Origin of the sequence: Kribbella sindirgiensis (assembly GCF_004331435.1) — a bacterium.
Taxonomy (GTDB): Bacteria; Actinomycetota; Actinomycetes; order Propionibacteriales; family Kribbellaceae; genus Kribbella; species Kribbella sindirgiensis.
This window is the reverse complement of sequence record NZ_SJKA01000001.1, coordinates 210,891-226,771: the sequence shown is the minus strand read 5'-3', so window position 1 is coordinate 226,771 and position 15,881 is coordinate 210,891. Positions and strand designations below refer to the sequence as shown.

18 protein-coding genes are annotated in these 15,881 nt (G+C 69.0%); 10 read left to right on the top strand and 8 right to left on the bottom strand.

Annotated features, from left to right (window positions below):
• Window positions 1-20 precede the first annotated feature (20 nt).
• The 3 genes from E0H50_RS01140 to tdh are packed head-to-tail and all read right to left on the bottom strand — an operon-like array spanning window position 21 to window position 2,891.
• Entirely contained in the window at window positions 21-605 is a 585-nt protein-coding gene (locus tag E0H50_RS01140; RefSeq protein WP_131283806.1) for a hypothetical protein, read from the bottom strand.
• A gap of 52 nt (window positions 606-657) precedes the next feature.
• Complete coding sequence (locus E0H50_RS01135) at window positions 658-1,842, bottom strand: glycine C-acetyltransferase (RefSeq protein ID WP_131283804.1); 1,185 nt, start codon at window positions 1,840-1,842, stop codon at window positions 658-660.
• Window positions 1,842-2,891, bottom strand: a complete 1,050-nt coding sequence (gene tdh / locus E0H50_RS01130; RefSeq protein WP_131283802.1) for an L-threonine 3-dehydrogenase — start codon at window positions 2,889-2,891, stop codon at window positions 1,842-1,844. The genes E0H50_RS01135 and tdh overlap by 1 nt, the downstream gene beginning before the upstream one ends.
• Before the next feature lie 84 nt (window positions 2,892-2,975).
• On the opposite strand from tdh, the gene E0H50_RS01125 reads away from it, so the two are divergent.
• The 6 genes from E0H50_RS01125 to E0H50_RS01100 all read left to right on the top strand — a co-directional run bounded on the left by E0H50_RS01125 (window position 2,976) and on the right by E0H50_RS01100 (window position 9,497).
• Window positions 2,976-3,590, top strand: a complete 615-nt coding sequence (locus E0H50_RS01125) for a class E sortase (protein WP_238150698.1) — start codon at window positions 2,976-2,978, stop codon at window positions 3,588-3,590.
• 33 nt (window positions 3,591-3,623) lie between these two features.
• Window positions 3,624-4,169 (top strand): orotate phosphoribosyltransferase, encoded by a 546-nt coding sequence (pyrE, locus tag E0H50_RS01120; RefSeq protein ID WP_131283799.1) that lies wholly within the window; start codon window positions 3,624-3,626, stop codon window positions 4,167-4,169.
• Window positions 4,169-4,900, top strand: a complete 732-nt coding sequence (locus E0H50_RS01115) for a DUF3137 domain-containing protein (RefSeq protein ID WP_131283797.1) — start codon at window positions 4,169-4,171, stop codon at window positions 4,898-4,900. Before pyrE ends, E0H50_RS01115 begins: the two co-directional genes overlap by 1 nt.
• A gap of 46 nt (window positions 4,901-4,946) precedes the next feature.
• Complete coding sequence (locus E0H50_RS01110; protein ID WP_131283795.1) at window positions 4,947-5,795, top strand: LemA family protein; 849 nt, start codon at window positions 4,947-4,949, stop codon at window positions 5,793-5,795.
• Between the two features lie 217 nt (window positions 5,796-6,012).
• Entirely contained in the window at window positions 6,013-8,994 is a 2,982-nt protein-coding gene (locus E0H50_RS01105) for an AfsR/SARP family transcriptional regulator (RefSeq protein WP_131283793.1), read from the top strand.
• Between the two features lie 92 nt (window positions 8,995-9,086).
• Entirely contained in the window at window positions 9,087-9,497 is a 411-nt protein-coding gene (locus tag E0H50_RS01100; protein WP_131283791.1) for a hypothetical protein, read from the top strand.
• Here the strand turns inward: E0H50_RS01100 and E0H50_RS01095 are convergent.
• Window positions 9,491-10,186 (bottom strand): DedA family protein, encoded by a 696-nt coding sequence (locus tag E0H50_RS01095; RefSeq protein WP_238150697.1) that lies wholly within the window; start codon window positions 10,184-10,186, stop codon window positions 9,491-9,493. The two genes, E0H50_RS01100 and E0H50_RS01095, sit on opposite strands and share 7 nt — an antisense overlap.
• A gap of 60 nt (window positions 10,187-10,246) precedes the next feature.
• Here E0H50_RS01095 and E0H50_RS01090 point away from each other — a divergent pair, with 60 nt between their 5' ends.
• The 3 genes from E0H50_RS01090 (at window position 10,247) to E0H50_RS01080 (ending at window position 12,317) form a co-directional block, all read left to right on the top strand.
• A complete protein-coding gene (locus tag E0H50_RS01090) occupies window positions 10,247-10,870 on the top strand; it encodes a TrmH family RNA methyltransferase (protein ID WP_131284950.1) in 624 nt (207 codons plus the stop codon).
• A complete protein-coding gene (locus tag E0H50_RS01085; RefSeq protein WP_202867962.1) occupies window positions 10,860-12,038 on the top strand; it encodes an alpha-amylase family protein in 1,179 nt (392 codons plus the stop codon). The genes E0H50_RS01090 and E0H50_RS01085 overlap by 11 nt, the downstream gene beginning before the upstream one ends.
• Before the next feature lie 93 nt (window positions 12,039-12,131).
• The gene (locus E0H50_RS01080) at window positions 12,132-12,317 is read left to right on the top strand and encodes a hypothetical protein (protein ID WP_131283789.1); all 186 of its coding nucleotides are present in this window, start codon (window positions 12,132-12,134) and stop codon (window positions 12,315-12,317) included.
• Here the strand turns inward: E0H50_RS01080 and E0H50_RS01075 are convergent.
• The 4 genes from E0H50_RS01075 to E0H50_RS01060 are packed head-to-tail and all read right to left on the bottom strand — an operon-like array spanning window position 12,306 to window position 15,031.
• Window positions 12,306-12,743: an aromatic-ring hydroxylase C-terminal domain-containing protein gene (locus E0H50_RS01075; RefSeq protein WP_131283787.1), complete on the bottom strand. Its 438-nt coding sequence runs from the start codon at window positions 12,741-12,743 to the stop codon at window positions 12,306-12,308. The two genes, E0H50_RS01080 and E0H50_RS01075, sit on opposite strands and share 12 nt — an antisense overlap.
• Window positions 12,740-13,054 carry an FAD-dependent monooxygenase gene (locus E0H50_RS01070; RefSeq protein ID WP_131283785.1) on the bottom strand — a complete coding sequence of 105 codons (315 nt, stop codon included), beginning with the start codon at window positions 13,052-13,054 and terminating at the stop codon, window positions 12,740-12,742. The genes E0H50_RS01075 and E0H50_RS01070 overlap by 4 nt, the downstream gene beginning before the upstream one ends.
• Window positions 13,051-13,923 (bottom strand): intradiol ring-cleavage dioxygenase, encoded by an 873-nt coding sequence (locus E0H50_RS01065; RefSeq protein ID WP_131283783.1) that lies wholly within the window; start codon window positions 13,921-13,923, stop codon window positions 13,051-13,053. Before E0H50_RS01065 ends, E0H50_RS01070 begins: the two co-directional genes overlap by 4 nt.
• A gap of 16 nt (window positions 13,924-13,939) precedes the next feature.
• Window positions 13,940-15,031 carry a maleylacetate reductase gene (locus E0H50_RS01060; RefSeq protein ID WP_131283782.1) on the bottom strand — a complete coding sequence of 364 codons (1,092 nt, stop codon included), beginning with the start codon at window positions 15,029-15,031 and terminating at the stop codon, window positions 13,940-13,942.
• A 64-nt stretch (window positions 15,032-15,095) separates the two neighbouring features.
• On the opposite strand from E0H50_RS01060, the gene E0H50_RS01055 reads away from it, so the two are divergent.
• Entirely contained in the window at window positions 15,096-15,878 is a 783-nt protein-coding gene (locus tag E0H50_RS01055) for an IclR family transcriptional regulator domain-containing protein (RefSeq protein WP_131283780.1), read from the top strand.
• Window positions 15,879-15,881: the final 3 nt, after the last annotated feature.

Sequence of the window (15,881 nt, the reverse complement as noted above, 5' to 3'; positions counted from 1 at the left end):
GCGGTACCGTGACGGTACCGTCAGCTGTAGTCCTTCTCGTCGTACTTCGGGAGGCCGAGGAGCTGGCGGATCTGGGCGGAGGGAGCCTTGCTGCCTGCCGTCATGGCGAGTTCGAGGTGGCCGGCCATCTCCGACTTGCTGTCACTGGCGGCGACTTGGAGCCAGTGCGGGCGTGCGGCCGCGTCTGCCTTGGCCAAGGCGCGCATCTGGGTCGAGACCCTGGCGGGCCAGACAGTCGATCTCAGGGCGCTGTACTCGGCCAGGTTCGTCGCGGCGACCGCCTTGGCTCTGTTCTGCAACGTCGACAGCGACATGTTCTCGTTCGCTGCCTTCTCGAAGCTCTCGAGCGCGACGTTGTACGGCCGGGTGATCGCCAGGTACTTCTGCCCGGCAGCGGCCAGCGTCAACGGCGGCGTCGCTCGCACGACCGGAACACTCCGCACCGGCGACGGCGGCGCGTACGCCCCGGCCGGCTCCGAAGGAGTCACCGGCGGCGCACTCGACGACGCAGGCGACGGCGCCGTGACCGCCGGGCCCTCGTCCGCCCCACACCCGGCAACACACACCAAACCCAGTACTCCGACAACGGCCAGCATCTGGCGCATAAAGCTCCTCACCCAGTGCGAACCGGACAACCCTAGCGGCGTCCGGCCCGGGCTACCCCGCCAGGGCCGCGCGGGCCTGGATGAAGGCCGCGATGGCGCGTTCTACGTCCTCGGTGGAGTGGGCCGCGGAGAGCTGGACGCGGATGCGCGCCTTGCCCTGCGGGACGACGGGGTAGGAGAAGCCGATGACGTAGATGCCGAGGTCGAGCAGCTTGTCGGCCAGGCGGCCGGCCTCGGCGGCGTCGCCGATCATCACGGGGGCGATGGGGTGATCGCCGGGGAGTACGTCGAAACCGGCCTCGGTCATCTTGGTGCGGAAGAGTGCGGTGTTGGCGGCGAGCTTGTCGCGCAGGTCGCTCGACGTGCCGATCAGCTCCAGTGCCTTCAGCGAGGCGGCGGTGACGGACGGCGCCAGCGAGTTCGAGAACAGGTACGGGCGGGAACGCTGGCGGAGCAACTCGACGATCTCGCGGCGGGCGGAGACGTAGCCGCCGGATGCACCGCCCAGGGCCTTGCCGAGCGTGCCGGTGACGATGTCGACGCGCTCCTTCACGCCGAACAGCGACGGGGTGCCGGCGCCGTCCGGGCCGACGAAACCGACCGCGTGCGAGTCGTCGACCATCACCAGTGCGTCGTACCGCTCGGCCAGGTCGCAGATCTCGTCGAGCGGGGCGACGTACCCGTCCATCGAGAACACGCCGTCGGTGGCGATCAGCCGGTACCGCGCATCGGCGGCGTCCTTCAGCTGCGCCTCGAGGTCGGCCATGTCCCGGTTCTTGTAGCGGTACCGGCGGGCCTTCGAGAGCCGGACGCCGTCGATGATGCTGGCATGGTTCAGCTCGTCGGAGATGATCGCGTCCTCGGCGCCGAGCAGCGTCTCGAAGAGGCCGCCGTTCGCGTCGAAGCAGGAGCTGTAGAGGATCGTGTCCTCGGTCCCGAGGAAGTTGCTCAAGGCCCCTTCCAGGTCCTTGTGGATCTGCTGGGTGCCACAGATGAAGCGCACCGAGGACAGCCCGAAGCCCCACCGGTCGAGGGCTTCCTTGGCCGCCGCGACGACCTCGGGGTGGTCGGACAGCCCGAGGTAGTTGTTGGCGCAGAAGTTGAGTACGTCGTTGCCAGTGGCGACTGAGATCAGCGCCTGCTGGGGTGAGGTGATCACCCGCTCGGACTTGTAGAGCCCGGCGTCCCGGATCTCGCCGATGGTGGTCGTCAGGTCGTCCCGCATCCGCCCGAACATCAGTGCTTCTCCTCCAGCGTCTCAGCCGTCCAGTCCATGATCACCTTGCCGCACTGCCCCTGGCGCGCCACGTCGAAGGCCCGCTCGAAGTCGCCGTACCCGAACCGGTGGGTGATCACCGGGGTCAGGTCCAGCCCGCGCTCCAGCATCACCGACATCGAGTACCAGGTCTCGAACATCTCCCGGCCGTAGATGCCCTTGATGGTCAGCATGTTGAGCACCACCGTGCCCCAGTCGATCGCGATCTCGTCCGACGGCAGGCCGAGCATCGCGACCTTCCCGCCGTGCGTCATGTTCGCGAGCAGCTCCCGCAGCGCGGCCGGCTGCCCGGACATCTCCATCCCGACGTCGAACCCCTCCCGCATCCCGAGGCTCTGCTGAGCCTGCGCGATGGTCTCGTCGGCGACGTTCACCGCCCGGGTCACACCGATCTTCCGGGCCAGGTCCAGGCGGTACTCCGACAGGTCGGTGATCACCACGTTCCGCGCGCCGGCGTGCAGCGCGACCGCCGCGGCCATCACGCCGATCGGGCCGGCCCCGGTGATCAGCACGTCCTCGCCGACGAGGGGAAAGGAAAGAGCAGTGTGTACGGCGTTGCCGAACGGGTCGAAGATCGCGGCGACGTCGAGGTCCACCCGGTCCTTGTGGACCCAAGCGTTCATGGCGGGAAGTGCGACGTACTCCGCGAACGCACCCGGCACGTGGACGCCGAGGCCGCGGGTCTTGATGCACAGATGGCGGCGCCCGGCCCGGCAGTTGCGGCAGCGCCCGCACACCAGATGTCCCTCACCGCTGACCAGGTCGCCGACCGCGACGTCCCGGACGCCGACGCCGACCTCGACCACCTCACCGCAGAACTCGTGCCCGGTGACCATCGGCACCGGCACGTTCTTCTGCGCCCAGTGGTCCCAGCTCTGGATGTGCAGATCGGTGCCGCAGAGTCCCGTGCGGAGCACCTTGATCAGGACCTCGTCCGCCTCGATCTTCGGCTCTGGAACATCCTGCAACCACAGACCGGGCCGGGCCTCGGCCTTCACGAGCGCCTTCATGCCCACATCGTCGTCCGCGGCAACCACCGCCGTCCATCGACACGTCGTACACAGCCTTTGCAGCCCAACTGCATACTTGTCCGCATGCGGGGAGTGGTCAGGGCGCTCGGGATCGTGTTCCTCGTGGTCGGGGCCGGGCTGCTCGGGTGGGTCGGCTGGCAGTACTTCGGGACCGGTGTGGTGTCGAACCGGCAGATGGACAAGGCGGAGAGTGCGCTCCGGGACGAGTGGAAGGCGCCTGCGGCGGTGAAGCCGTCCACGGGCAAGCCGTTCGTACTGATCCGGATCCCGAAGTTCGGCGCTGACTGGGAGAAGCCGGTCGTGGAGGGGGTCGACGCCGGTGACCTGGCCCGTGGGATCGGGCACTACCCGCATACGCAGCTGCCGGGTCAGCCTGGCAACTTCGCGATCGCGGGGCACCGGGTCACGCACGGTTCGCCGTTCCGCAAGCTTCTCGAGTTGCGCGCCGGCGACCAGGTCGTCGTCGAGACCGCGGAGGCCGTCTACACCTACGAGCTGGACGGCTCACCCCGCGACCTGACCGTCAAACCGACCGACACCTGGGTCCTCGACCCGGTCCCCGGCAAGAGCCAGACGCCCACCCGCTCGATCATCACCCTGACCACCTGCCAAGACCTGTTCCATTCCCCGGACCGCTCGGTCGCCTTCGGTCAACTGGTCAAGGTCAGCAAGAAATAGGTGCGCCCCGCTCGTGATCTAAGCTCAAGGCTCATGAGCTACGACCGGGACGGACTGCTGGAGCAGGTCAAGAGCAAGGCGATCGTGCACGGCCGGGTGACGCTGGCTTCGGGCAAGGAAGCCGACTACTACGTCGACCTGCGCAGGATCACGCTCGACGCGGCGGCCGCGCCGCTGATCGGCCCGGCGATGCTCGAGCTGACCAAGGACCTGGAGTACGACGCTGTCGGCGGGCTCACGCTCGGCGCGGACCCGGTCGCGATGTCGATGCTGCACGCGGCGGCGCAGGAGGGGCGGACGCTGGACGCGTTCGTCGTACGGAAGGCCGAGAAGACGCACGGTCTGCAGCGGCGGATCGAGGGGCCGGACGTGAAGGGCCGCCGGGTGCTCGCGGTCGAGGACACCTCGACGACCGGGGGATCGGTGCTGACCGCGGTCGAGGCGCTGCGCGAGGCAGGGGCCGAGGTGGTCGCGGTCGCGGTGATCGTGGACCGGTCGACCGGAGCGCAGGAGCGGGTCGAGGCAGAGGGCCTGGAGTACCGGTCCGTGTTCGGTCTCGAGGACCTGGGGTTCAACTGATGCAGAGCAGCACAGTCCTGTTCATCCTGCTGGCGCTGGTCATCGGCGGCGGTCTGGCCTACTTCAACATCTACCGGGCGAAGAAGCGCCGCGAGATGTTCGCCGCTCTCGCCGCCCAGTACGGCTGGTCGTACGTGCCGGCCAACAACTCGCTCGCCGGTCAATGGGCCGGTACGCCGTTCCGCACCGGCGACAACCGGCGCGTGAAGAACGTGCTGTCCGGGCCGTACAACGGTCACCAGATGGTTGCCTTCGACTACAGCTACCAGACCCACACCACGAACGGTAAGGGTCAGCGACGGACCACGACTCACAACTTCGGGGTCGTCGTCCTGCAGCTGCCGGGTGCGCTGCCGCACCTCGAGGTGACGCACGAGGGGATCTTCGGCGGCGCGGTGGCGAACGCGCTCGGCTTCCGGGACATCCAGTTCGAGAGCGAGCAGTTCAACCGCGCGTTCCGGGTCAAGGCCGACGACGAACGCTTCGGGCACGCGGTGGTGACGCCCCGGATGATGGAGATGCTGCTCGCCCGCGGTGAGATCGGCTGGCGGATCGAGGGGAACTCGCTGGTCGGCTGGGACAACGGCGCGCACAACCCGAACGAGGTGCTGAACCGCCTCGCGTTGCTCGAACAGGTCGTTCTGAACGTCCCCGGGTACGTCTGGCGCGACTACGCCGGCGTCGACCCCCGCGGTCAGCAGCCGCCTCCGGGCGGACCCGGCTACCCGTAGAGTCGCTCCCAGCACTGCCAGCACTGCCAACTCTCGGGAGCTCGTCATGGTTTGGGTCATCATCGTGATCGTCGCGGTGATCGTCGTTCTGGCGATCATGCTGATCACGTCGTACAACCGGTTCGTCAAGCAACGGAACCTGATCCAGGAGTCGTGGCGGCAGATCGACGTCGAGCTGCACCGCCGGTACGACCTGATCCCGAACCTGGTCGAGACCGTGCGCGCGTACGCCGCGCACGAGCGGCACGTGTTCGAGGAGGTCGCCCGGCTGCGCACCCAGGCGGTGAACGTGCAGGGCTCGAACCCGGAGCAGCGGGCCGCTGCGGAGGGTCAGCTGTCCGGCGCGCTGCGTCAGATGATGATCTCGGTCGAGCAGTACCCGCAGCTGCAGTCGAACCAGAACTTCCTCGGTCTGCAGCGCGAGCTGACCGACACCGAGGACCGGATCGCGGCCGGCCGCCGGTTCTACAACGCGAACGTCGGCGACTACAACACCCGGATCGAGGCGTTCCCGTCGAACCTGATCGCGGGCGGCTTCAAGTTCGAGAAGGCCGGCTACTTCGAGGTCAAGGACGAGCAGGTCCGCGCGGTGCCGCAGGTGTCGTTCGGCACCATCGGCTCGGTCGCCGGGGAGCAGGCGCCGCCGCAGATGCAGCCGGGCGCGCCGTCGTCGGGGCAGATCCACCCGCAGATGCCCGGGGACCAGGGCAACTATCCGCCGCCGCAGCAGATCCCGGGCGGCTACCAGCAGGCGCCCTACCAAGGCCAGCAGAGTCAGGGTCAGCCGGGGCAGTACCCGGCTCAGGGGTACCAGGGAGAGCCACCGGTGGGCGGGCCGCCTGCGGGTTCCCCCGCGCCACAGGACGGACAGCCGCCATTCACCGGTGGCCAGTAGGCACCGGTTCCCCGTAGTCCGGGACCCCCGATCCCGGACTCTCTCCCAGTGCCAGGCCCGGTGTGACGGCGGTCAAGTCGCCACCTCCGGGCCTGCCCTCCCCCCGGTACCTGTGTCAACAGTGCCGGAGTGAGATACATCCGGCGTACATCGGGGTGGCCGGGGCGTACAACCGGATGCCACGATAGGTCGGTTCAAGAGTGGAGAGGTCGGGCGAGTGGACAGTCTGAGGTACGGGATCCTCGGACCTCTGCGCCTCGTTCACGTCCCGGGTCAACCGCTCAAGGCCGCCAAACCGCGCCAGCTGCTCGCTACGCTGCTGCTGCACCCGAACCGGTTCGTCTCGACCGACCTGATCGCGGACGCACTCTGGGAGAACACCCCGCCGCGGTCCGCGACCGCGAACATCCGGACGTACGTCCGGGCGCTCCGCGGCGTGCTGCAGGACGCCGGACTGCCCGCGCCGATCGACACCTCGGCCGCCGGCTACAGCATCGAGGTAGGCGTCGACGAGCTCGACGCCAGCCGGTTCGAGTCCCTGCTGGCCGAAGGCGGTCACCTGCGGGACGTCGGTGACGGACGCCAGGCGATGCAGGTGCTGTCCCGGGCGTACTCGCTCTGGCGCGGCCGTCCGCTCGAGGACCTGCCGATGCCCGCGGCCTGGGAGGGCTCGATCTCCCGCCTGGAGGCGCAGCACCGCGGGCTGGTCGACAACCTGCTGGACCTGCGGCTCGAGTACGGCGACGCGAGCGGGGCCGCCGTACTGCTCAGTGCACGCCTCACCGAGGACCCGTACGACGAGCAGCTCTGGCGGCGCCTCGTCGACGCGCTCGTTGCCGCGGGGCGAGTGGGTGAGGCGCGAGCGGCGTACGCGAAGGCAGTGCAGACGCTCGCTGACGAACTGGACATCAAGCCCGGTCCGGAACTGGAGGCCGCCGGCGCCCGCGCCGAGAACGGCCGCTCGGCCAACTGGCCCAACCCAGGCATTCCCGCCGACCGTACGGCGGACCGCCCGGGGCCGGCCGCCCAGCCCGGACCGATGGCCGCGCCCGAGCTCACCGATCCGCTGCGGCCCCCGAGCCAGCTCCCGCTCGACCTGGCCGACTTCAGCGGCCGGCAGGACCTCCTGGACCAGCTCCGCGACCTGGTCTGCGGCCGCGACCCGGTTCGGCCCCCGATCGCTGTCATCTCCGGCGCTCCGGGGACCGGGAAGACCTCGCTCGCCGTGCGGCTCGGGCACATGGTCCGGGAGTACTTCCCGGACGGGCAGATCTACCTGGACATGCACGGCGCGACCCACCCGCGCGACCCGGCCGCCGCACTGACCGACCTGCTGCTCAGCCTGAACCTGCCCGACTACGCGATCCCGACCGACCCGGAGCGGCGGTCCGCGATGCTGCGGTCGGAGCTGGCCAGCCGCCGCGTGCTGATCATCCTCGACGACGTCGCGACCGCGGGTCAGGTGACTCCGCTGATGCCCGGTACCGGCGCGTCGGCCGTGGTCGTGACCAGTCGCAACCGGTTGATGGACCTGGCGGGTGCGGACAGTACGCCGCTCGACACGTTCGACGACCGCGAGGCGGCCCTCCTGCTGGCATCGGTCGCCGGTGCCGGCCGGATCGACCCGTCCTCGCCCGAGGCCGAGGAGATCCTGGCGGCCTGCGCGAACCTGCCGCTCGCGATCCGGATCGTCGGCAGCCGCCTCGCGCAGCGGCCCGATCTGAGTGCGCGTGAGCTGGCGCGGCGGTTGCGAGACGAGACGTCGCGGCTGGACGAGCTGAGCATCGGCGAGCTCGCCGTACGGTCCAGCGCGGACCTCAGCTACGGCGCGCTGAGTTCCGAGGAAGCCCGGCTGTACCGGCTGATCGGTCACTTCGCGGTGGGTGTCTTCTCCGCGCGGGCACTCGAGGCAGTCGCGTCGCCGGCCGCCGTACGGCGCAGCCTGGACCGGCTGATCGAGGTCAACCTGGTCCGGATCAGCTCGGTCGACCAGCGCGGTACGGCGCGCTACCGCGTCCACGACCTCCTGCGGCTGCACGCGCTCGGTGTCGGCGACGACGAGCAGAAGGCGCAGGCGGTCCGCGACGTCGAGGCCGTGGTCGACGCGATCCTGAACAAGATCCGGCGCGCCAACAACGGGCTGTCCTTCGAGTACTTCGGCGTACTGGAGCACATCGGCCCGTTGACGGCACCGGACCCGTCGCCGTTCACGGAGACCGACGCGATCGCGTGGTTCGACAGCGAGCGCAGTACGTTCGTGCCGGCCATCCGGGCCGCGGCGCAGAACGGGCTGCACGAGCACGCGTGGCGGATCGCGGCGGCCTGGGGGCCCTACCTCGACCTGCGGGCCGGGTTCGACGACTGGAACGGCTCGCACCAGCAGGGACTGCTCAGCGCGATCGCCTGCGGGGACCGGCGCGGCGAGGCGATCATGCACCGGAACCTCGGCCAGCTCGCCGTCTACCAGGACGACTGGGAGACGGCGCGCCGGCACTTCGACGCGGCCGCGCAGGCGTTCGCGGAGGTCGGCGACCGGCTCGGTGAAGGTGTCGCGGCCGTCGGGCTCGGCACCTGGCTGCGGGAACGCGGTGAACGCGACAAGGGCCTGGAGCAGTACGAGAAGGCGATCGAGGCGTTCGTCGAGGACGGAAACGCCAACGCCGAGGCCCTGGCACGGACCGCGGCAGGAAACATCTACCTGGCCCGCGGCGACCTGGTCACCGCCCGGCGTCTCCTCGCCCAGGCGTTCCTGATCGCCGTACGGCGGGCCGACGCCCACCGGGAAGCGAAGGTACGACGGCGGATCGCGGACCTCCGCGTCCACCAAGGACGGCACGACGAGGCCGTCCGGCAGTTGCGGAAGGCGCTCGCGATCTTCGACGGGATGGGCGACGACCACTGCGCGGCGTACACCAGGGCGCTGCTCGGGCAGGCGTTGATGGAGCGCGGCGAGGTGGCCGCGGCGCGCAAGATCCTGCTGGACGCGATCGACATCGGGCACCGGCTCGGCGATCGCAGCGTGGAGGGTGAGGCGGCGCAGCACCTCGGCGAGCTCTATCTGTCCACAGGCAGTCTGGACAACGCCCGCCGTACCCTCGAACGCGCTGCCCGCGTGTGGCAGCAGGCCGGGAACGACGGGGCCGCGGCCGAGTGCCGCCGGATGCTCGCCGGGTTCGAAGCCGGGGCCGCGGCCGGCTGAGCCTGCGAATGTACGGCCGGTGTATTCGGCTCCGGCAACATTCTGATCATGCCACGGCACGTAGGCCGAGGACGGGGGATCGGGGAGGACCTATGGCCTGGGGGGACGTAGTCGTGGAACGCCGGAACGTCCCGCGGGTGGCAAACCCGCGGGACACCGAGGCGGCGCTCAACTGGCAGTTGGAGCGCGTCGGATCGGCGGCCTGGCTGGACTGGCCGCTGAAGTTCCAGCGGATGGCTTTCGGTTATGCGCACGACAGCGGCTGGCACGACGCGGCCGACGCGGTTCGGTGGCTCGACCACCACGGCCTGCTCCGTGAAGGGGCGGCGCCACGGGGGGCGCTGGTCTGGTACCAGGCGGCCGACCGGATCCGGGTGGCCTGTTCACTCGGCTCCGGTCAGGTGGTCGGCCCGCTACCGACCGGACCCGTCGAGGCCGCCGAGCTGTCGCTCCTCGGCACCGACTGGGTCTGGTCCGAGCCGCACTTTCCGTTCGGTCACTGACCGTTGCTGACCGGGTGCTTCGGAGCGGCGTGCTTCGGGGCGTCCGCGGCGTTGTTGCGGTTGCGGCGCCGGGCCAGGAAGTACTCGACGACCATCGGGATCAGCGAGATCAGCACCAGCAGGATCAGCGCGGCCTCGAGGTTCTTGTGGATGAACTCGACGTTGCCGAGCGCGTGGCCGAGCAGCGTGATGCCCGGCGCCCAGATCACCGCGCCGACCCCGGTCCAGACGAAGAACTTCTTCGGGTCCATCCTCCCGGCGCCGGCCACGATCGTGATGAACGTCCGGACGATCGGCACGAAACGCGCCATCACCAGCGCGCGCGGACCGTACCGCTCGAAGAACTCATGCGTTTGCTCGATGTACTTCGGTTTCAGGAACCGGGCGTTCGGATTGCGGAACAACGACGTACCCAGGGCCCGGCCGATGTAGTAGCCGGAGACGTTGCCGAGGAACGCGGCGACGGTCAGCAGCACACAGGCCAGCCAGAGCGGTACGTCGATGGTGCCCTGCGCGATGAACAGGCCGACGGCGAACAGCAGCGAGTCACCGGGCAGGATCGGGAACAGCACCCCGCACTCGATGAACACCACCAGGAGCGTGCCCCAGAGGGCCCAGTTCCCCATCCAGTGCAGGAGGTACTCAGGGTCCATCCAGTTGGGCATCAGCATCGCGACGAGAGGAAGCACGCGGACAGGGTAGCGTCCCAACCTGTGCATGAGCTGAGCAGCGACGTACGGGGAGCGGACATGGTGGGCCCGAGCGAGGTCGGAGTCGGCCCCTGGGAGGGCGACTGGCCGGACGATCCGCGGCTGGATCCGGAGCTGCTCGCGGCCGGGGACCGGCGCAATGTCGTGGACAGGTACCGGTACTGGAAGCTCGAGGCGATCGTCGAGGACCTGGACCGGCAGCGGAACCCGTTCCACGTCGCGATCGAGAACTGGCAGCACGATCTCAACATCGGCTCGGTCGTCCGGACCGCGAACGCGTTCCTCGCCTCGGAGGTGCACATCGTCGGCCACCGGAAGTGGAACCGCCGCGGCGCGATGGTTACCGACCGCTACCAGCACGTCCGCCACCAACCGACGCTCTCCGACCTCGCTACGTACGCCGCTGAGCGCGGGCTACCGGTGCTGGGCATCGACAACCTGCCGGGCTCCGTGCCGCTGGAGACGTACGACCTGCCTCGGGAGTGCATCCTGCTCTTCGGCCAGGAAGGCCCCGGGCTCACCGACGACGCGCATCAGATCTGTACGTCCGTCCTCTCCATCGCCCAGTTCGGCTCAACCCGCTCCATCAACGCCAGCGCCGCGGCCGCCATCGCCATGCACGCCTGGATCCGCCGACACACCTTCGATCAGCATGTGGGCTGATCACGCGGTCTGGTGGCAGATCTATCCGCTTGGGTTCACCGGGGCCCCGCCGGTGGCGCAGGCGACGGTCGTGCATCGGTTGCCGCAGCTGGAGAGCTGGCTCGACTACGCGATCGACCTCGGCTGTAACGGGCTGCTGCTCGGGCCCGTGTTCGCCTCCGAGACGCACGGCTACGACACCGTCGACCACTTCCGGATCGACCCGCGCCTCGGCGACGACGCCGACTTCGACCGGCTGATCGCGCAGGCCCACGCCCGAGGACTCCGGGTCGCCCTCGACGGTGTCTTCAACCATGTCGCGCGCTCCTTCGCGCGCCCGGAGTGGTTCCGCCGCGGTGGCCTCGACACCTTCGAGGGGCACGAACAGCTGGTTGCCCTCGACCACAGCAACCCCGAGGTCGCGCAGTACGTCGGTGACGTCGTGCGGTTCTGGATCGATCGCGGTGTCGACGCGTGGCGCCTGGACGTGGCGTACGCCGTACCGCCCGAGTTCTGGCGTGATGCTCTGCCGCGGGACTGCGACAGCTGGTACTTCGGCGAGATGATCCACGGGGACTACGCGGGGTACGTCGAGAAGAGCGGGCTCGATTCCGTGACGCAGTACGAGCTCTGGAAGGCGATCTGGAGTTCGCTCAACGATCGCAACTTCTACGAGCTCTCGTACGCGCTCGGCCGGCACAACGCGCTGCTCGACACGTTCGTCCCGCAGACGTTCGTCGGCAACCACGACGTGACCCGCCTCGCGACCCGGCTCGAGGACGAACGCCACCTCGGCCACGCGCTGGCGATCCTGTTCACCGTCGCCGGCGTACCGAGCGTCTACTCGGGCGACGAGCAGGCGTTCCGGGGTCTCAAGGAGGACCGCGCCGGCGGGGACGACGCGATCCGGCCGGCGTTCCCCGCGTCGCCCGACGAGCTGGCGCCGTACGGCCGGTCGACGTACCGCCTGCATCAGGAGCTCATCGGCGTACGGCGTCGCCACCCGTGGCTGACTCGGGCGCGGACGACCGTCGAGCACCTCACCAACGAGTCGCTCGCGCTGCGCAGCAGTCATGGCGAGGAGTCGGTCCTGCTGCTGCTGAACATCTCCGACGAGGAGCAGCGCTTCCCGCTCGACAGCACCCCGCCCGTCCCCGCCCACAGCTGGGAATTGTTGACAAGTCCGTAACCTTCCGCCGCTTGCGCCCGTTGTTCTCGGTAAGACAGAAGTGAGGCTTCTCGTCGCGCTGGGTTCGGTGACGGGACACATGGGGGTTTGCTGATGAACGCTCTGTGGGACGAACTGATACACGAGTTGGGCACCGTGCGCGCGTTGAGCGCGGCGGCTCTGGAAGCGCGGTCGGAGACCTCGAGGGTCGCGCTGATCACCTTGCTGGACGCCGAGACCGCGGAGATCTCGGCGATCCTCGACCGCATCCTCCGTTCGGAGGCGTCGTCAGCGGCCTAGCACGCTGCTGACGGCCTGTTTCAGCGTTTCGGTCGCGTCGCCGAGCTGCTCGGACACGGACTGCGCCGCCTTCACCCAGGCGTCGCCGCCGATGCCGGTGAGCACGGTGAACCGGCCCTTGCCGACCACGTCCAGCGTGCTCACGGTGTCCGATCCGCGCGTCAGCCAGCAGTGCGGGATCCGGGCGCCGGGCCACGTCGTCGGGTGGTAGTACAGCTCGTGATCCCGCTCGTACGGCGGCTCCGGCGTACCGTCGTCGATCACGGCGGACGAGCGGTAACGCTGCCCGAGTTCGACGCCGTGCGCGTTGAACTCGTAATCCTTCAGCTCGATCGCCTTCCGCAGCTCCTCGCGCTGCGCGGCTGCGGTTGGCGTGTCGTCCTTGCGCGACTCGATCGTCCGTCCGGCCGGCGCGTCCGGCGTCATGCCGAGCGCGCGGAAGATCTGGCCGAACTGGTTGCGGCTCTTGTTGGCACGGTCAACGATCCGCCCGCGCCGATCCCGCCGATCTGCGCGCCGGGCTGCAGTACCCAGTACAGGACGCTCGGGCGATGGGCGACGTACCGGCTGAGATCGGCCTCGAACACGATGTTCGTCGACCCTTCGATGTCCATCGCGCCGGCCATCGGAAGATCGATGTCCAGGACGATGTTGTCGACGCCGTACGTGGACAGGAAGAGGGAGGCGGCGCCGCCGGCCGGGCCACTGCCGACGATCAGAACGTCCGTGGTGATCACTGCTGGGCCTCCTCGGTCGTGGCGAGCACCAGGTCGTAGTCGACGGTGTAGTAGGGCCGCTCCGGCGTACTGCCGTCGGGGGCCTCGGTGCCGGCGGGGTGTTCGGTGAAGTCGGCGATGAGCGACTGTTTGACGCCGAACACCGCATCGGTGTCGAGGTATTCGTCGCCCGCCGCGAAGACGTGCGTGATCAGGCGGCTGTACCCGGGCGCCGTGACCATGAAGTGGATGTGCGCCGGGCGCATCGGGCCGCGACCGCCCGCCCGGAGCAGCTCGCCGACTGGGCCGTCGTCGGGGATCGGATAGGCGACCGGCTTGACCGCCCAGAACCGGTAGTTGCCCTCAGCATCGGTTGTCAGATGGGCGCGATTCTGCGGACCGTCGAGGTCCTTCTGTACGTCGTAGAACCCGTCCTCGTCGGCCTGCCAGGTCTCGACGAGCGCCTGCGGGATCGGCTGGCCCTTGGTGGTGAGGACACGCCCGCTCACCAGGCACGGCTGTCCAGGAGCGCCGTTCGAGATGTCGCCGCCGAGCCGTACCTCGGGAGATCCTTCGACGAAAAACGGCCCGAACACAGTGGACTGCGTGGCCTCGGGCGGCTTCCGGTTCCCCAGACCGACTGTGAGCATCGACAGCCCGAGTACGTCGGCCAGCAGCACGAACTCCTGTCGCGTGCCGGTCGAGATCTGACCGGTCCGGGTGAGGAAGTCGATCGCGGTGAAGTATTCGTCCTCGGTGAGGTCAACCTCGCGGGCGAACGCGTGGAGGTGCCGCACGAGGGCGCTCATCACCTCCCGGTAGCGGCCGCTGGGGCTGTCCCCGAAGCTGGCCACCACCGCCGCGGTCAGCTCATCTCCTTGCAGGTCCATCCGGTCTCCTCGCTCATCAAGGTCGCGTACCGGACCAGGCGCGGGTCAAGATCCCCCGCATCAGGTCCTCCGTCACCGGGACGGGGTTGTCTGTCGGCTTGAACGCTGCGGCGGCTTCCGTGACCTGTGTCTCGGTCAGTCCCAGCTCCCGCAAGCTCGTCGCCACGCCAGCCGCCTTGTACAAGTCGAACAGCTGAGCCGCCAAGCTGCTCGGCTCCTCTGTGCCTAGGGTGGCCGCGAGACGTGCTGCTGCTTGCGGAACAGCGGGTGCGTTGACGCGGGTCACCTGTGGAAGGACTGCCGCGTGCGTCTCGGCGTGCGGCAGGTTGTAGGTGCCGCCCAGTAAGTGGCACAGCTTGTGATGCAGTCCGGTTCCAGCCGTCGCCAACGCTGAGCCCGCCAAGCAGGCGCCGTACAGGAGGTTGCTTCGAGCATCCAAATCGTCGGGTGCGAGTAGCACGTCCCGCAAGCCTGTGCTCAACGCCCGCAGGCCTTCCACCGCGGTCAGCTCCGTGATCGGATCGGCCTTCGGTGTCCAGGTCGCTTCCACGCAATGCGCGATCGCATTCGCCACGCTCGCCGCCGTCACCTTCAACGGCAGCCCGCGGCTCAGCATCGGGTCATAAATCACCACCCGCGGCAGCACCCGCATGTCAGTCCCTGTGCTCTTACGCCCAGCTGCTGTCTCACCCCACACTGGCGTCATCTCAGACCCTGCGTAGGTAGTAGGTACGGCAACTATCACGACCTGTTCGGCGGTGAGGGCGATGGCTTTGGCGAGGCCGATTGCGGAGCCGCCACCGATCGCGACGACGGCGTCGGCGCCGGTCTCGCGTGCTGTGGTGCGCGCCTGCTCGGCGACCTCGGTGGGGACATGCTGGGCCACGCCGTCGATCCGGCCCGCGAACAGATCGCCCAGTTGCGCCTCGACCACGTCGGCCGCGGCACGCGCGGAGTACGTCGCCACCACGAGCGCCCGCCGTACGCCGAGCGCTTCGACCTCAGTCGCGACCCGGTCGAGGGCACCGGCACCGAACACCACCCGCCCGGGCAGGAACGTGTGCACGAACCCGGCACCAGGCGGCGCCGCATCGACTGGACGTGGCATCGGCAGCTCCGCTAGGATTTCGCTCAGCGAATAGTTTTTCTTTCAACGAAGAGCAGGCTAGCCGATGCCGGGTGACGCGTCTACGGGCACGTTTCTGCAAGGTCTGGAGCGCGGTCTCGCGGTCATCCGCGCGTTCTCGACCGAGGCACCCTCGCTGACGCTCAGCGAGGTGGCGCGCGCCGTCGGCATCACTCCCGCGACCGCACGCCGGATCCTGCTCACGCTGGAAGAACTCGGCTACGTACGCAGCGACAACCGCCGCTTCTCCCTCACTCCACGGGTCCTCGCCCTCGGCTGGGCGTATCTGTCCTCCCTGGACCTCGGCGAACTCGCGGGCCCGTTCATGGAGGAACTCAGCGCCAAGACCCGCGAATCCTGCTCGATCGCGACCCTCGATCTCCCGGACATCGTGTACGTCGCCCGCGTACCGACCAGCCGGATCATGACCGTTGCCCTCGGAGTCGGCGCCCGGCTGCCGGCGTACCCGACCTCGATGGGCCGGGTCCTCCTCGCTGCGTTGCCCGACGAAGACCTCACGGCGTACCTCGAGACCGTGCAGGCCGAGCCGCTCACGGATCGCACGCTCACCGCCCCGGACGACCTGCGCGCCAGCATCACCCAGGCGCGCGCCGACGGATACGCCCTGGTCGACCAGGAGCTCGAACTCGGCCTCCGCTCGATCGCCGCCCCCATCCACAACTCCCGCGGCCGTGTGATCGCCGCGCTCAACATCTCCGCCCACGCGTCCCGCTCGACCGCGACGTCCCTCTGTGAGGAGTTCCTCCCACATCTTCAGCAGGCCGCCAGGCAGATCACGACGGCCCTGACTCACCGCGGCAACTTCTGACAT